The following is a 13,375-nucleotide window of genomic DNA, read 5'->3' as shown; positions in this document are numbered from 1 at the left end:
GGAACCCATCATGAGCCCCAAGCGCCTGCTCGGCCGGACCGGCATCGCCATCTCCCCACTGATCTTCGGCGGCAACGTGTTCGGCTGGACCGCCGACCGGCAGACGTCGTTCGACCTCCTCGATCGCTTTGCCGGCGCTGGCTTCGAGACGGTGGACACTGCCGACGTGTATTCGGCCTGGAAGCCCGGCAACCAGGGCGGGGAGTCGGAAACCCTCATCGGCGAGTGGATGCGCGCCCGCGGCTGCCGCGACCGGATGGTCATCATCACCAAGGTCGGCATGCAGCTGGCCCCGGACCGCAAGGGGCTCTCGGCGGCCTGGATCGAGCGGGCGGTGGAGGACTCCCTGCGCCGGCTGCAGACGGACCACCTGGATGTCTACCTGTCCCACAAGTACGATCCGGAGGCGCCGCACGAGGAGACCCTGGCGGCCTATCAGAAGCTGATCGCGGCGGGCAAGGTGCGGGCCATCGGTGCCTCGAACTTCGACGCGGCCCAGTTGCGCGCGGCCCTGGACACCGCCGAAGCCCTGGGCCTGCCCCGCTACGAGGTCCTGCAGCCCGAATACAACCTCTACGACCGAAAGAGTTATGACGGGCCTCTCCGTGATCTCGCCATGGCCGAAGGACTGGGCGTCATCACCTACTTCAGCCTGGCCAGGGGCTTCCTCAGCGGCAAGTACCGCAGCGAGGCGGACCTGGGGCAGAGCCCCCGGGGCGGTGGCATCAAGGCCTACCTCAACGAACGCGGCTTCGGGATCCTCCAGGCCCTCGACGAGGTCGCCTCGCGGCTCGGGGCGAAACCCGCAGAGGTGGCCCTGGCCTGGCTCATGGCCCGCCCCGGGGTCACCGCCCCCATCGCCAGCGCGACCTCGCTGAGCCAGCTCGAGAGCATGATCCGGGCGGCTTCGCTGGAGCTGGCGGGCGGGGATCTCGCCGCTCTGGAGGCCGCGAGCCGGTACTGACCCTCACCGGTTCCCGTCCCGCCCATAGGCCCGTTCCAGCCAGGGCAGGGCGAGGTCCAGATCCTCTTCGGAGGTGAGTTCCAGCCGATGGGTGAGGCGGTCCTTCTTCGCGAAACCGCCGGTGTCCTTGAGGCGCTCGGCCGGATCGTTCACGGTGGCCGGATCCCCCAGCGCCAGGCCGAGGTCGAGACGCGAGGCGAAGGGCTTCACCTCGGCGAAGACATGGTTCCGGTAGAAGGGCACGAGGGTCTCGCAGGGGCAGATCTTCACGTCGCCGCCGAGGCCGCGGGCGAGCTCCACGAGGCGTTCGAAGAGGGGGCGGAACGCGGCCTTCCTCCCGCCGTACTGGCCTTCCACATAGCCCGGCGCCGCGGCGAGGTAGCCCTCGGGCGTGTCGTTGAAGGCGTGGCCCGGCACCGCGCCGGCCCGCTGGGCGACCAGGCTGGCCTGGGTGGTGCCGAGCCCCCGGGCCTTCAGCCAGACCTGGAGGTCCTTGGGGTTGGCGGGGCCCTCGGACCGGACCCAGGCCACCCAGTCCTCCCAGGTCCGGCCGGTCTTCACCTGGAACTGGGAGAGGATGGACTGGACATAGGCCACGCTGGGGTGGACGTCGTAGGGGGCGAGGGGATGCGTGGGGTTCGCCATGGGGACTCCGGAGGCAGTGTAGCTGTGATGACGGTCATCGTTTCTCCTCGGCGGACGCGGGCCGTGCTACCTTCCCTCCCAACCCATCCCACCCGATCCACCTCACCCCGTTCTAGGAGTTCTCCATGAGCGACGTGGAAATCAGCCTGACTCAGCAGAAGACCATCCAGGCGCTGCAGAAGGGCGAGGCGCCCATCCCCATGCGGGGCTGGCTGGCCAAGCAGGCGGCCATCAACTACGAAGTGGAGCGGGCCCTGGCCGAGGACGATCCCGCCTCCTTCTGGGGTGAGAAGGCCCGGGCCCTGGACTGGGCGGAGCCCTGGACGAAGGTCTTCGAGTTCAAGGCACCCAACCATGCCTGGTTTCTGGGCGGCAAGCTCAACGCCACCGTGAACTGCATCGACCGCCACGTGCACAGCGACCGGCGCAACAAGGCAGCGCTGCTGTGGGTGGGCGAGGATGGCGACGAGCGCTCCTACACCTACAACCGCCTCTACCGCGAGATGAACCGCTTCGCCAACACGCTCAAGCGGCTGGGGGTGAAGAAGGGCGACCGGGTCATCCTCTACATGCCCCTCACGCCGGAAGGCATCATCTCCATGCTGGCCTGCGCCCGCATCGGCGCCATCCACAGCGTGGTCTACGCGGGCATGGGCGCGCTGGCCCTGCGCACCCGCATCGAGGATGCCGGCGCCAAGGTGGTCGTCTGCTCCGACTTCACCTACCGGCGCGGCAAGGCCATCCCCCTCAAGCCCATCGTGGACGAGGCGGTGCGCGACCTGACCGCCGTGGATCATGTCATCGTCCACCGGCGCGGATCGCGGCCCGGCGACGCCCCCGTGACCTTCGCCAGCGAGCGCGAGAAGGATTTCTACGACATCCAGCAGGGCCGCGACATCCACTGCGAGCCCGAGATGGTGGATGCCGAGCACCCGCTGTTCATCCTCTACACCAGCGGGACGACCGGCAAGCCGAAGGGCGTGGTGCATGCGACCGGCGGCTACCTGGTGGGCGTGAACTACCTGAGCAAGGCCTTCTACCAGATCCAGGAGCGGGACATCTACTGGAGCACCTCCGACATCGGCTGGATCGTGGGCCACAGCTTCATCGTCTACGGCCCCCTGAGCATCGGAGCCACGGTGCTGTGCCGCGAGGGCGCACCGGACTATCCCAGCCCGGAGGTCACCTGGGAGCTCTGCGAGCGCTTCGGGGTGAACGTCATGTTCACGGCCCCCACGGCCGTGCGCATGTGGATGAGCCATGGGGCCGAGGCCCCCGGGAAGTTCGATCTCAGCAAGCTGCGGCTCCTGGCCTGCGCCGGCGAACCCCTGAACCCCGAAGCCCACCGCTGGGCGCAGCAGCACCTCGTCGGCCAGGGGAACGGCCAGGTCGTGGACAACTGGTGGCAGACCGAGATCGCCGGGCCCGTCATCGGCACCCTGCCCACCTTCGAGGCCCGGCCGGGCAAGGCGGGCAAGCCCATGCCCGGGGCCCAGCTGGCCGTGGTGAACCGCGATGGCAGCGCGGTGCCCGATGGCCAGGGCGGCCTGCTCGTCATCAAGTTCCCGCTGCCCTACATGCTGCGTACCGTGTGGAACGACCACAAGCGCTACGAGGACTACTGGAACGAGATTCCAGGTTACTACACGGTGGGCGACGTGGCGGTCAGGGATGCCGACGGCTACCTCGCCGTGCTGGGCCGCTCGGACGACGTGCTGAACGTGGCGGGCCATCGCATCGGGACTTCCGACATCGAGGGTTCGCTCATCCGCCACCCGGCCGTGGCGGAAAGCGCCGTGGTGGGCATTCCGGATCCCATCAAGGGCGAGAGCATCAAGGCCTACGTGGTGGTCAAGGCCGGCATCGAGGCGGGTCCGGGTCTCATCGCCAGCCTCAAGGACCATGTCCGCGAGGACCTGGGCGGCATCGCCACCCCCTCGGACATCGAGATCCGCGCCAACCTGCCCAAGACGCGCTCCGGCAAGATCGTCCGCCGCGCCCTCAAGGCCTGGGCCCTGGGGCAGGATCCGGGGGATCTGAGCACGCTGGCGGATTGAGGCCGACCAGAACAACAACTGGAACCGCGAATGAGCGCGAATAAAGGGGGCATCGGTTGAAGGCCAGCCAGGCGCCAACCTGACAAGTCAGCCCATTCGCGTCATTCGCGGTTTCAAGCTTGTTCAGACGGACGGGATCAGAAGATCCGCACCAGGTTGAACCCCAGGGCCCACCGGCCTCCGGGCCTGGGTCCACCGCCGTAGTCGCCCCCCAGCACCTGGTGGGCGGTGGTGCCCTGCACGTTGGTGGCGAGGAGCGTAAAGCGGTGGCCCTTGGTCTGGAAGCGGTAGCCGAGGGCGAAGCCCTGCTCATAGGTGGCGGCGTCCAGGCGCCCGGGGCGGGGGTAGTACTCGGCCAAAAGGGACTGGCGTTCAAGGAGGCGCCAGCGAAGGCCCGCGCCGGCGGTGAAGAGGGCCTGGTCCCGGGTGGTGGTGCGGGACAACCAGGTGGGCACGACGCTCAGCGTGACGGTTCCCATCACGAGCTCCGTGGGCAGCTGCAGGGTCGCGCCGGTGATGCCCACGGTCCCGAAGGTGTAGGTGGTGCGCTGGAGGGTCTCATCGAAGCGCTCTCCCCGGAGGGCCATGCGGAAGTGCGGACGGTCCAGGAGCCGCTCCTGGAGGGCCAGGATCACGGTCTTGCCATCGGAGGTGCGGTAGATCTGGGCGTTGAGGCCCGGCACCGCGGCGATGCCGAGGTCGAAGCCGAGACCGGCGAAGTTGCCGCCATCCAGGCCATAGAAATCCTTTGAGTTCCCGCGGGCCGGCTCGGCAAAGCGGTGGGTGAAGCGGATGGCCGGCTGCCAGCCCTGGAGGTGATCCGCCGTGGGGAGGTTGAGGCCCAGGGGCAGCTCGGAGTCCTGCCCCGCCAAGGGAGCCGACAGGGCCAGGAGCAGGGAAAGGAGGATGGAAGGGGCGATCGACCGGGCGGGCATGGGCGCTCAGGTGAGTCGAGTGGTGGCGGAAACGGGCTTGGAGGGATCGATCACGAGCACCCCGCCGGGCGTGGATTCGGTGACCTGGTAGTGCTGCAGGATGGAGCCCACCGGGGCCGGCCCCTGGGTCACGGTGCCGTTGAGGTCGTACTGGCTGCCGTGGCAGGGGCAGCCGAAGCCGCCCTGGGTGGGGTTGATGTGTCCGCCCTGGTGCAGGCAGCTGGCATTGAAGGCATAGATGCCTGCGCTGTCCCGGACCAGGTAGTAGCCCTGGGGGGAGCCGAAGACCAGGGGGCAGCTGCCGGAGGTGGTGGTGGTGTAGTCCCGCACGGTCCCGGAGGGTTGGCCCAGCAGGCTGGTCTTGGTCTCAGAGGTGGTGACGGGGCTCGGTGGCGGGGGGGGGGGGGGGGGGGCCCGGGTGGGGTTGGCCCCCCCCCCCCCCCCCGGCCGCCCCCGCCCGCCCCCGGGCCCCCCACGGCCAGGGCGCAGGCACAGAACTCCCGGCGGTCGAGGCCGCTGGGCGTTCCGGCTGGCGCGGAGGGGGAAGCAGGGGATTCGGAGCGGGACATGGGACCTCCCTGGGGGATGTCGCGGTCGCGAGAAGGCCCGGGGCCGCGGAAAGGGGACTCCGCCGGGGCGGAGGTGGATTCGGCTTGCGGAGAGGAGGATGGGGTCCGGACCCTCCGGCCCCCAGATCCGGATGCCAGAAACCCACCCATCCGGTCTGGCGTTCGCCAGGGTGGGGAGCGCATCCTCTTGGCAGATCCCACCCATCCCACCCGCGGAGCCCGCCGTGCCGCCGTTCAACCACCTCCATCCCGCCATCGTCCACTTCCCCATCGCCCTGCTCGGAACGGCACCGCTCCTGTTCCTGCTGGGCGCGCTCTGGCCCTCCCAGCGGCGGGGGATCCACGCCTCGGCCCTGCTCCTGCTGGTCCTGGGCCTCCTGGGTGGGCTGCTGGCCCTGGCCACCGGGGATGCCGCGGAGAACCTCGCCCACCGGACGCCGGAGCTGAGGGCCGCCCTGAACGCCCACGAACTGTCCGCCCAGTGGACCATGGCCATCTTCGGCATCCTGACGGGGGCCTGGCTCATCCAGCTGGGCGTGGCCCGCTTCCTGCACCGGGAACTCCCGCCGCGCCTGGCCCGGACCCTCTTCATCCTCTGGCTGCTGGGGAGCGGCCTGGGCGTCGCCGCGCTGCTCCGCACCGGCCACCTGGGCGGCCACATGGTCCACGACCTGCACACCCACGGCGGCGAGGCGCCCTGAGGGGCCGATGCGGGACTCCGGTTAGGCTGATGGGATGAAGCCACGCCGGTATCTCGCCCTCGTCCTGCTCGGGTTCGCCTCCGGCCTGCCCCTCTACCTGACGGGCTCCACGCTGAAGGCCTGGCTGACCAAGGGGGGCGTGGACCTCACCACCATCGGCGCCTTCTCGCTGGTCACGCTGCCCTATTCCCTGAAGTTCCTGTGGGCGCCCGTGCTGGACCGCTACGTGCCCCCGCTGCTGGGGCGGCGCCGGGGCTGGCTGCTGCTGGCCCAGGCGGCCCTGGCGGTGTGCCTCGCGGTCATGGCGTTCTCCGACCCGCGGATCTCGCTCCCGCGGCTGGCGTTCCTCGCCGTGGCCGTGGCCTTCACCAGTGCCACGCAGGACATCGCCACCGACGCCTGGCGGGCGGAAATCCTGCCGCCCACCTTTCTGGGCCTCGGGAATGCCATCCACATCGGGGCCTACCGCCTGGCCATGCTCGTGAGCGGAGCCGGGGCGCTCATCCTGGCGGACCGGCTGGGCTGGCGGGCCACCTACCTGGCCATGGCCGGCCTGATGGCGGCCTCGGCCCTGGGCACCCTGCTCGCGGAGTCCACGGATGCCGTCGCCCGGCCACCCCGGACGCTCAAGGACGCCTTCCTGGAACCGTTGAAGGACTTCATCGCGCGCCCCGGGTTCGCGGAGATCCTGGCCTTCTGCCTGCTCTACAAGATCGGGGACCAGCTGGCCGACGCCATGACCACGCCCTTCCTCATCCGCGGCATGGGCTTCAGCCTCACGGTGATCGGCGCCACCACCAAGACGGTGGGCATCACCTTCATCATCGTCGGGGGCCTGCTGGGCGGCTGGATCCTGCTGAAGCTGAGCCTGCGCCGGGCGCTGTGGCTCTTCGGCTTCGTGCAGGCTGGATCGATCCTGGCCTTCTGGGCCCTCTCACGCCTGGGGCCCAAGCTGGGCGTGCTGGTGGGGGCCCTGGCCCTGGAGAACCTGGCCTTCGGCATGGGCGGCGCGGCCTTCGCGGCCTTCCTCATGGGCCAGTGCGACAAGCGCTTCACGGGGACCCAGTACGCCCTGCTCACGAGCCTCATGGCCCTGTCGCGGGGTTTCCTGGCGGCCCCCATGGGCGCGGTGGCCCAGCGGCTGGGCTGGTCCGGCTACTTCCTGTTCTGCGCCGCGGCGGCCGTCCCCGGGCTCCTGCTGCTGCTGCGCTGGGATCATTGGGGCGTGCCCGCAGCCGAGGCGCCCTGAGGCATTCCTCCAGAAGCGGGGGCTACTTCACCATGGGCCGGTTCGCGTCGCGCCAGGCCCGCATGCCGCCCTTGAGGACATAGACCCACTCGAAGCCCCGGGCCAGGAGGATCGTCAGGGCGCGGTGCGAGAGGGCATCCGTCTCGTCCACCAGGACCAGGGCCCGCCGGGCCTTGGGATCCGGGGCCTGGAATCGCTGGGTGAGCTGGGCGAAGGGGACATGGAGGCAGCCCCGGATGTGCCCCCGGCGATAGATCCCCTCGTCCCGCAGGTCCACGATGAGGACGCCGGGGCCCTGCAGGAGCTCCTCGACCTGAAGCGGGTCCAGCACGGGCCGGTCCTTCCCGCGGGCCCAGGAGCGGAGCCGGGGCAGGGCCACCGCGACCAGCAGGACCAGGCAAAGGGCGGCGAAGACGAGGCCGGGCAGGAAGGGATAGGCCTCCATCCAGCCCTTCAGCGTCGTCAGATTCTGCGGGATGGCGGGCATGGCTCCCCCCTGGTACGGGGATGATGCGCCCGGCTCAGAGCCTCGGCAAGCCCAGGGCCTCCGCGAGGGTCAGGAACCCTTCGGGGATGGGGGCCACGGCATCGATCCGGGCGCCGGTCAGGGGGTGGTCCACCGACAGCTTCCAGGCGTGGAGGGCTGGATGGGGCAGCAGCAGGGCGCCGCCATCCACATCCTTCCAGCGGCCGGGACCGCCGTAGAGCGGATCGCCCATGAGTGGGGCCCGCAGGTGCGCCAGGTGCACGCGGATCTGGTGGGTGCGGCCCGTGAGCAGCTCGCACTCCACCAGCGCCACACTCGTGGTGCGGGCCAGCACGCGGATGCGGGTCTGGGCGGGGCGCCCGCCATCGGCCACCACCATGCGCAGGCGGTCCCGCTTGTGGCGGGCGATGGGCTCGTCGATGAGCAGGCTGCCCAGCTGGGGCAGTTTGGGGGAATGGCGAACCAGGGCCAGGTAGCGCTTCTCCACCGTGCGGGCCTTGAACTGGTCCTGGATGGCCCGCTGGGCTTCGGCGGTCTTGGCGAGGCAGAGGCAGCCGGTGGTGTAGCGATCCAGGCGATGCACGAGGCCCGGCCAGCCGGAGGCCAGTTCCTCGGCGTCCTCCGCTTCCTCGTCGGCGGGCTCGAGGACCACGGGTGTCTTGAGGCGGTGCAGCAGGGCGTTCACCACCGTGCCGCCGGTGTGGCCGGGACCGGGATGCACCACCATGCCCGCGGGCTTGTTGACGATCCAGAGCTGGGCGTCCTCGAACAGCGTGGGCAGATCGATGGCCTCGGCTTCCAGGTGGGCGGCCGGAACGGCGATCACCGGAAGTTCGGTCTCCACCTGGTCGCCGGGCCGCAGCTTCACGCCACCCTTGGTCACCGGCTCGCCGTTGACCTTCACCTCGCCCGTGCGGACATGGGCGTCCCAGCGGGCGCGGGGAATGTCAGGGAACCGGTCGGCTAGGAAGCGGTCCAGGCGGGGGGCGCCGTCCTCGGCGACAAGCTGCATCACTTCGACTCCTTCTGGCGGCCCCAGAACAGCCACAGACCCAGGCCCAGCATCATGAAGGCGATCCCCGTGACCCGGCCCGTGCTGAGCCAGGCCCAGCCCAGCCAGCCCATGCCCCGGTCCACGTCGCCCCGCCAGGTCTCGGTGATGACGCGGCCCAGCCCCTCCACGAGGAAGTAGAGGGAGAAGACCTGGCCCTGGAAGCGGCGCTTGCCCCGGGCCACCAGGAGGATCGTCATCACGATCAGGTTGGCCAGGGTGTTGTAGAGCTGCACGGGGTGGAGGGGGATGCCCAGGGGCGTGCCGCTGAAGGCCTGGGCCAGCGGATTCGTGAACGTGGCGGCCCAGGAGACGTGGGTCTCGGTGCCATAGCAACAGCCGGCGGAGAAGCAGCCCAGGCGGCCGATGGCCTGGCCCAGGGCCACGCCGGGCACCAGGGCGTCGCCGGTGGTGCGCAGGGGCAGACCCTGCCCCTTGCGGAGCTTCCAGAAAAAGGTGGCCGTGGCGGCGATGATGCCGCCGTGGATGGCGCCGCCGGCCCGCAGGGTCGAGAGGGTGAAGATCTCCCGGAGGGTCATGGCGCCTTCCTGGCCGGCGGGTGTGAAGAGGCCCACCAGGATCATCAGGAGCTTGGAACCGACGATGGCGGCGATGAGCACGGCGATGGCCAGGTCCGTGATGCCCGCCGGATTCAGGTTGTCCAGCTTCGCCTGCCGCTTGGCCAGGGCCGTGCCCGCGAAGAACGCGATGGCCAGCAGCAGCCCGTAGGTGCCGAGGGGGAAGGACCCGATGTCGAAAAGAACTGGATGCATGTTGGATTCCGCACGGATGACTGGAAACTGGATACTGAAGACTGACGAGGAGGTTGCCATGCCGACCATCACAGCCCGGGACCTGGCGGAGCGTCTGGGTGGCAGCCTTGAGCATTGTCCCCCGGAACGCCTCATTTCCGAAGTGAAGCCCCTGGAGGAGGCGGGAGCGGGCTCCGTATCCTTCCTCGCCAATCCGAAATATGCCGCGAAGGCCAAGGAAAGTGCCGCAGGCCTGATCTTCGTGGATGCGACGGCGGACATGGGCGGGCATCCCGTCCTCCGGGTGAAGCATCCCTACTGGGCGTTCGCCCAGGCCATCGGCTGGCTGCATCCCGAGCCGGCTCCCGAGTGGAGCGACCGCCCCGTGCATCCCACGGCCATGATCGGCGCGGGCTGCCGCATCGCGCCTGGCGCCACGGTGGGGGCCAGGACGGTGCTCGGGAAAGGCTGCGTGGTGCATCCGGGCGTCCATGTGGGCGACGACTGCGTGCTGGGCGAGGGCTGCGAGCTGTTCTCCGGCGCCGTGCTCTACCGCCGCACGCGCCTGGGCAACCGGGTGGCCATCCACGCGAACTCCGTGGTGGGCAGCGACGGCTACGGCTACGTGCTGGTGGAGGGCCGCCACGCCAAGATCCCCCAGGTGGGCTGGGTGGAGGTGGGCGACGACGTGGAGATCGGCGCCTGCGTCTGCATCGATCGCGGCGTGCTGGGCCCCACCCGCATCGGCCTGGGCACCAAGATCGACAACCAGGTGCAGGTGGGCCACAACGTGCAGGTGGGGAACCACTGCCTGCTGGTGAGCCAGACCGGCATCAGCGGCTCCACGAAGTTGGGCGACTATGTGACCCTGGCCGGCAAGGTGGGCGTGGTGGGCCACATCGAGATCGGCAGCCGCAGCGTCGTGGGCGGCAATAGCGTGGTGGCCAAGAGCCTGCCCGAGGGCAGCTTCGTCACGGGTTTCCCGGCCCGCCCGCACCGCGAGTGGACTGAAGCCCAGGCTGCGCTGAACCGCCTGCCGAGGCTCATGAGGCAGCTCCGCAAGGGCTGAAGCCCCGTCCGGGCGCTCAGAAGGACTCGAGGCTGGAGCCCTCCCGCTCGACCGCTTGGCGGACCTCGGCCTTGAGGCTGGCCAAGGCCCCGGGGTCGAGGTCGAGGAGCTCCATGGCCTGGTGGGAGGCCTCCTCGAGGGCGGCGGGGGCGCCGAGGCCGGCCCCCAGTTCCAGGGCCAGGTGGTTGGCCAGGGCCACCACGGCGGTCAGCCTGCGATGGTCCGCCGGCGCACTCCGGGGCTCATGGTGCCAGCGCACGGCGGCCCCCAGCCCGGGCGGCAGGTGCCACCGCTGGGCCAGGGCCTCGCCGACCATGGTGTGATCGAAGCCGAAGGCCTCCAGTTCCTGGTCGGAGCAGGCGCCTTCCTGCTCGTGGACCGCGCGCAGCAGGGGGGTGTAGTGCTCCGGGATCTTGATGCCCAGGACCGCTTTGCCGAGATCGTGCAGCAGCCCGGCGGTGAAGGCCTCCGCCGCGGGGCTGTCGAGTCGCTCGGCGAAGGCACGGCTCGCCATGGCCACCGCCAGGGCGTGTTCCCACAGCAGCCGCGCCTGGGGGCTCACGGCCCCGCGGCGCTGGAGGTTCCTGGCCGAGCTGGCGATGATCGCGCTCTTGAGGGTGGGCAGGCCCAGGATGGCGATGGCCTGCGGCAGCGTCGCCACCTGCCTCATCAGCCCGAAGGCCGCGCTGTTCGCCATCCGGAGGGTCAGGCCGGCGAGGGCCTGGTCCAGGGCGATGACCCGGAGGAAGTCCTCGGCGGTGCTCTCCGGGATGGCCGCGAGCCTCAGGACGCGGTCGGTCACCTGGGGCAGGGGCGGGAGGTCGCCCAGGTTCTCGACGAGCTCGTGGGGGGTGATGGGCATGGCCGGCTCCTCGCCGCTCGGGTCCTGCTCCGACCATCGGCCGAATCCGGGAAACCTTGGGTTCCGGCCCGTTCAGTCCTCCAGGAGCACCACGGCCAGGGCCAGGTCTCCGTCATGGCTGATGCTTCCGTGCAGCTTCCGGACGCCCCGGGCCGCCAGCAGGTCCACCAGGGCCCCCGTGGCCCACAGGCGCCCGTTCACGTAGCGCAGCTCCTTCCAGGACCAGCCGTCCAGACCCGTGCCCAGCGCCTTGCCGAAGGCCTCCCGCAGGGCCCAGCGCCCCGCCAGGCGCTCCGGCAGCCGCTCGCGGTTGCCCGCCAGCAGGTAGGCGCCCTCTTCCGGGTGGAGGATCCGCCCCGCGCACTTCTCGGCCCCGAAACGCTCGACCAGGTGTCGCCAGCGGCTGGGAGGGCAGAGATCGGTACCCAGTCCGAGGATCATGGGAGGTCCAGGCTGTCGGCTGTCCGGTGCCGGCGGTCGACCCGGAAGGTCCGGCTGGGCTGCCGCCTGAGGACTGGAGATTGAAGGCTGAGGACGGTCACGCCAGCTCCCGGGCATACCAGTGGTCGCAGCCGCCGTGGCCCGTGCGGCCCAGGGGCGCGCAGAGGGGTTTGAAGCCGACCTTTTGGTAAAGCCGGATCGCCTGGTCCATGCCGGTGAGGGTCTCCAGGTAGCAGGTGCGGTAGCCCAGCTCCTTTGCCACCGCAAGGCAGTGGCGCAGCAGGGTCTCGCCCATGCCCTGGCCCCGGGCCCCGGGCAGGAAGTACATCTTCCGCAGCTCGCAGACGCCGGGATCGCCGCCCTCCAGGGCCGCGACACCGCCCCCGCCGACGAGGCGACCCGCCTCGTCCACCACCACGAAATAGGCCGCGTCCGGCGCCGCATAGGCCCGGCTCATGTGGTCCACCTCGGGATCGTGAATGGCGAAGCCCGGGCCGTCCGCCCCGAATTCCGGCATCACCGTGCGGATGATGGCGGCCATGGCAGCGTCGTCCTGGGGCTGGATGGGGCGGAAGGTCAGCATGGGTCTAAGAGTACCTAACAAAACCCCGGCGAGGCCGCGAGAAAGTCAGGCGGGAGGCACCGCAGATGTCAGTTTGTCTCGCGTATCGCCAGAGGCGATACCGAGAGGGAAGGACCCGCAGGGCAACGTGGTTCGTTGTTCAAGGGACCTGACGCCGCGGTGCGCCCACCTGACTTTCTCCCTTCGGGCGAGGGCCAGCGGGCGTCGCGCGGCCCCGTGGGGGTTTTGTTAGGCACTCCAGGTAGCCCAAACCGTCGCCCGGGGAGGCGCCCGGGTTCATGCTGTCAGAGAGGTGCGCCATGGCTTTATCCGCATTCCGCGATCGTCTCCGTGCCGGCGAGCGCCTGCTGGGCACGCTGGTCCAGATCCCCCGGCCGGAGGTGGCCGTGGCCCTGGCCCGGCAGGGCTTCGACTGGCTGTTCCTCGATGGGGAACACGGTGGCTTCGGGCCGGCGGAAACCTCCCGTGCCCTGGCGGCCTTGAAAGGCGCCGTGCCCTGTCTGCTGCGGGTGCCCTCCCTGGATCCGGAGGCCCTCGCCGAGGCCGCCGCCATCGGCGCCGAGGGCCTCATCGTGCCCCACGTGGACACCGCGGCCCAGGCGGAAGCCGCCGTGGCGGCCGTCCGCGGCCGGGGCCTGGTGGTGGTGCAGGCGGAGTCCGCCGAGGCGCTGGCCCACATCGAAGCCATCGTCCGGGTGCCCGGTGTGGACGCGGTCTTCGTGGGCCCCTACGACCTGAGCGCCAGCCTCGGCATCTCCGAGCAGTTCGACCACCCCACCTTCCTGGAGGCGGTCGCCACCATCGCCCAGGTCTGCCGGGAGGCCCGCATGCCCCTCGGCATCTTCCGCATGACCGCCGCGGAGATGCGGTCCCACGAACCCGCTGGCTTCACGCTGCTGGCCACCGGCCTGGACGGTGCCCTGCTGGAGGCGGGAGCGCGGGCGCTGCTGGGGGAATTGCGGGGCTGAAAACAGTCTGGAGACCGGAGTCTGGAGTCTGGAGGTAATGCT

General features: G+C 70.3%; 15 protein-coding genes. 6 read left to right on the top strand and 9 right to left on the bottom strand.

The window, feature by feature from the left end:
* Window positions 1-10: 10 nt before the first annotated feature.
* The gene (locus MLE43_RS12240) at window positions 11-964 is read left to right on the top strand and encodes an aldo/keto reductase (protein ID WP_243304422.1); all 954 of its coding nucleotides are present in this window, start codon (window positions 11-13) and stop codon (window positions 962-964) included.
* A gap of 3 nt (window positions 965-967) precedes the next feature.
* Here MLE43_RS12240 and MLE43_RS12235 read toward each other — a convergent pair whose 3' ends face one another.
* On the bottom strand, window positions 968-1,609 hold the full coding sequence (locus tag MLE43_RS12235; RefSeq protein WP_243304419.1) for a DUF5655 domain-containing protein: 642 nt from the start codon (window positions 1,607-1,609) through the stop codon (window positions 968-970).
* 125 nt (window positions 1,610-1,734) lie between these two features.
* Between MLE43_RS12235 and acs the strand changes: the two genes are divergently transcribed.
* Window positions 1,735-3,666, top strand: coding sequence for an acetate--CoA ligase (acs, locus tag MLE43_RS12230; RefSeq protein WP_243304417.1), 1,932 nt, complete (start codon window positions 1,735-1,737; stop codon window positions 3,664-3,666).
* A 137-nt stretch (window positions 3,667-3,803) separates the two neighbouring features.
* Here acs and MLE43_RS12225 read toward each other — a convergent pair whose 3' ends face one another.
* Both MLE43_RS12225 and MLE43_RS14995 read right to left on the bottom strand, forming a co-directional pair.
* Entirely contained in the window at window positions 3,804-4,601 is a 798-nt protein-coding gene (locus tag MLE43_RS12225; RefSeq protein WP_243304416.1) for a DUF5777 family beta-barrel protein, read from the bottom strand.
* A 6-nt stretch (window positions 4,602-4,607) separates the two neighbouring features.
* On the bottom strand, window positions 4,608-4,931 hold the full coding sequence (locus MLE43_RS14995) for a QcrA and Rieske domain-containing protein (protein ID WP_243304414.1): 324 nt from the start codon (window positions 4,929-4,931) through the stop codon (window positions 4,608-4,610).
* Window positions 4,932-5,394: 463 nt separating this feature from the next.
* Here MLE43_RS14995 and MLE43_RS12215 point away from each other — a divergent pair, with 463 nt between their 5' ends.
* A complete protein-coding gene (locus MLE43_RS12215; protein ID WP_243304411.1) occupies window positions 5,395-5,871 on the top strand; it encodes a DUF2231 domain-containing protein in 477 nt (158 codons plus the stop codon).
* A 34-nt stretch (window positions 5,872-5,905) separates the two neighbouring features.
* Complete coding sequence (locus MLE43_RS12210) at window positions 5,906-7,120, top strand: AmpG family muropeptide MFS transporter (protein WP_243304409.1); 1,215 nt, start codon at window positions 5,906-5,908, stop codon at window positions 7,118-7,120.
* Between the two features lie 22 nt (window positions 7,121-7,142).
* Here MLE43_RS12210 and MLE43_RS12205 read toward each other — a convergent pair whose 3' ends face one another.
* From MLE43_RS12205 to MLE43_RS12195, 3 genes are read right to left on the bottom strand one after another with little or no spacing between them, the layout of a single operon-like run.
* A complete protein-coding gene (locus tag MLE43_RS12205; RefSeq protein ID WP_243304407.1) occupies window positions 7,143-7,607 on the bottom strand; it encodes a rhodanese-like domain-containing protein in 465 nt (154 codons plus the stop codon).
* Between the two features lie 34 nt (window positions 7,608-7,641).
* A complete protein-coding gene (locus MLE43_RS12200) occupies window positions 7,642-8,619 on the bottom strand; it encodes an RluA family pseudouridine synthase (RefSeq protein WP_243304405.1) in 978 nt (325 codons plus the stop codon).
* A complete protein-coding gene (locus MLE43_RS12195; RefSeq protein ID WP_243304403.1) occupies window positions 8,619-9,431 on the bottom strand; it encodes a prolipoprotein diacylglyceryl transferase in 813 nt (270 codons plus the stop codon). Before MLE43_RS12195 ends, MLE43_RS12200 begins: the two co-directional genes overlap by 1 nt.
* A 58-nt stretch (window positions 9,432-9,489) precedes the next feature.
* On the opposite strand from MLE43_RS12195, the gene lpxD reads away from it, so the two are divergent.
* Complete coding sequence (lpxD, locus tag MLE43_RS12190; RefSeq protein ID WP_243304401.1) at window positions 9,490-10,479, top strand: UDP-3-O-(3-hydroxymyristoyl)glucosamine N-acyltransferase; 990 nt, start codon at window positions 9,490-9,492, stop codon at window positions 10,477-10,479.
* A 16-nt stretch (window positions 10,480-10,495) separates the two neighbouring features.
* On the opposite strand, the gene MLE43_RS12185 is transcribed toward lpxD, so the two are convergent.
* From MLE43_RS12185 to MLE43_RS12175, 3 genes are all read right to left on the bottom strand, one after another.
* On the bottom strand, window positions 10,496-11,341 hold the full coding sequence (locus tag MLE43_RS12185; protein WP_243304398.1) for an HDOD domain-containing protein: 846 nt from the start codon (window positions 11,339-11,341) through the stop codon (window positions 10,496-10,498).
* Window positions 11,342-11,413: 72 nt separating this feature from the next.
* Complete coding sequence (locus tag MLE43_RS12180; RefSeq protein WP_243304397.1) at window positions 11,414-11,782, bottom strand: holo-ACP synthase; 369 nt, start codon at window positions 11,780-11,782, stop codon at window positions 11,414-11,416.
* A gap of 97 nt (window positions 11,783-11,879) precedes the next feature.
* Window positions 11,880-12,365 (bottom strand): GNAT family N-acetyltransferase, encoded by a 486-nt coding sequence (locus MLE43_RS12175; RefSeq protein WP_243304395.1) that lies wholly within the window; start codon window positions 12,363-12,365, stop codon window positions 11,880-11,882.
* Window positions 12,366-12,664: 299 nt separating this feature from the next.
* Between MLE43_RS12175 and MLE43_RS12170 the strand changes: the two genes are divergently transcribed.
* Window positions 12,665-13,333, top strand: a complete 669-nt coding sequence (locus MLE43_RS12170) for an HpcH/HpaI aldolase family protein (RefSeq protein WP_243304393.1) — start codon at window positions 12,665-12,667, stop codon at window positions 13,331-13,333.
* The last annotated feature ends 42 nt before the right edge of the window (window positions 13,334-13,375 follow it).

Origin of the sequence: Geothrix oryzisoli, assembly GCF_022808865.1 — a bacterium.
Classification (GTDB): domain Bacteria; phylum Acidobacteriota; class Holophagae; order Holophagales; family Holophagaceae; genus Geothrix; species Geothrix oryzisoli.
This window is presented reverse-complemented; position numbering and strand designations above follow the sequence as displayed.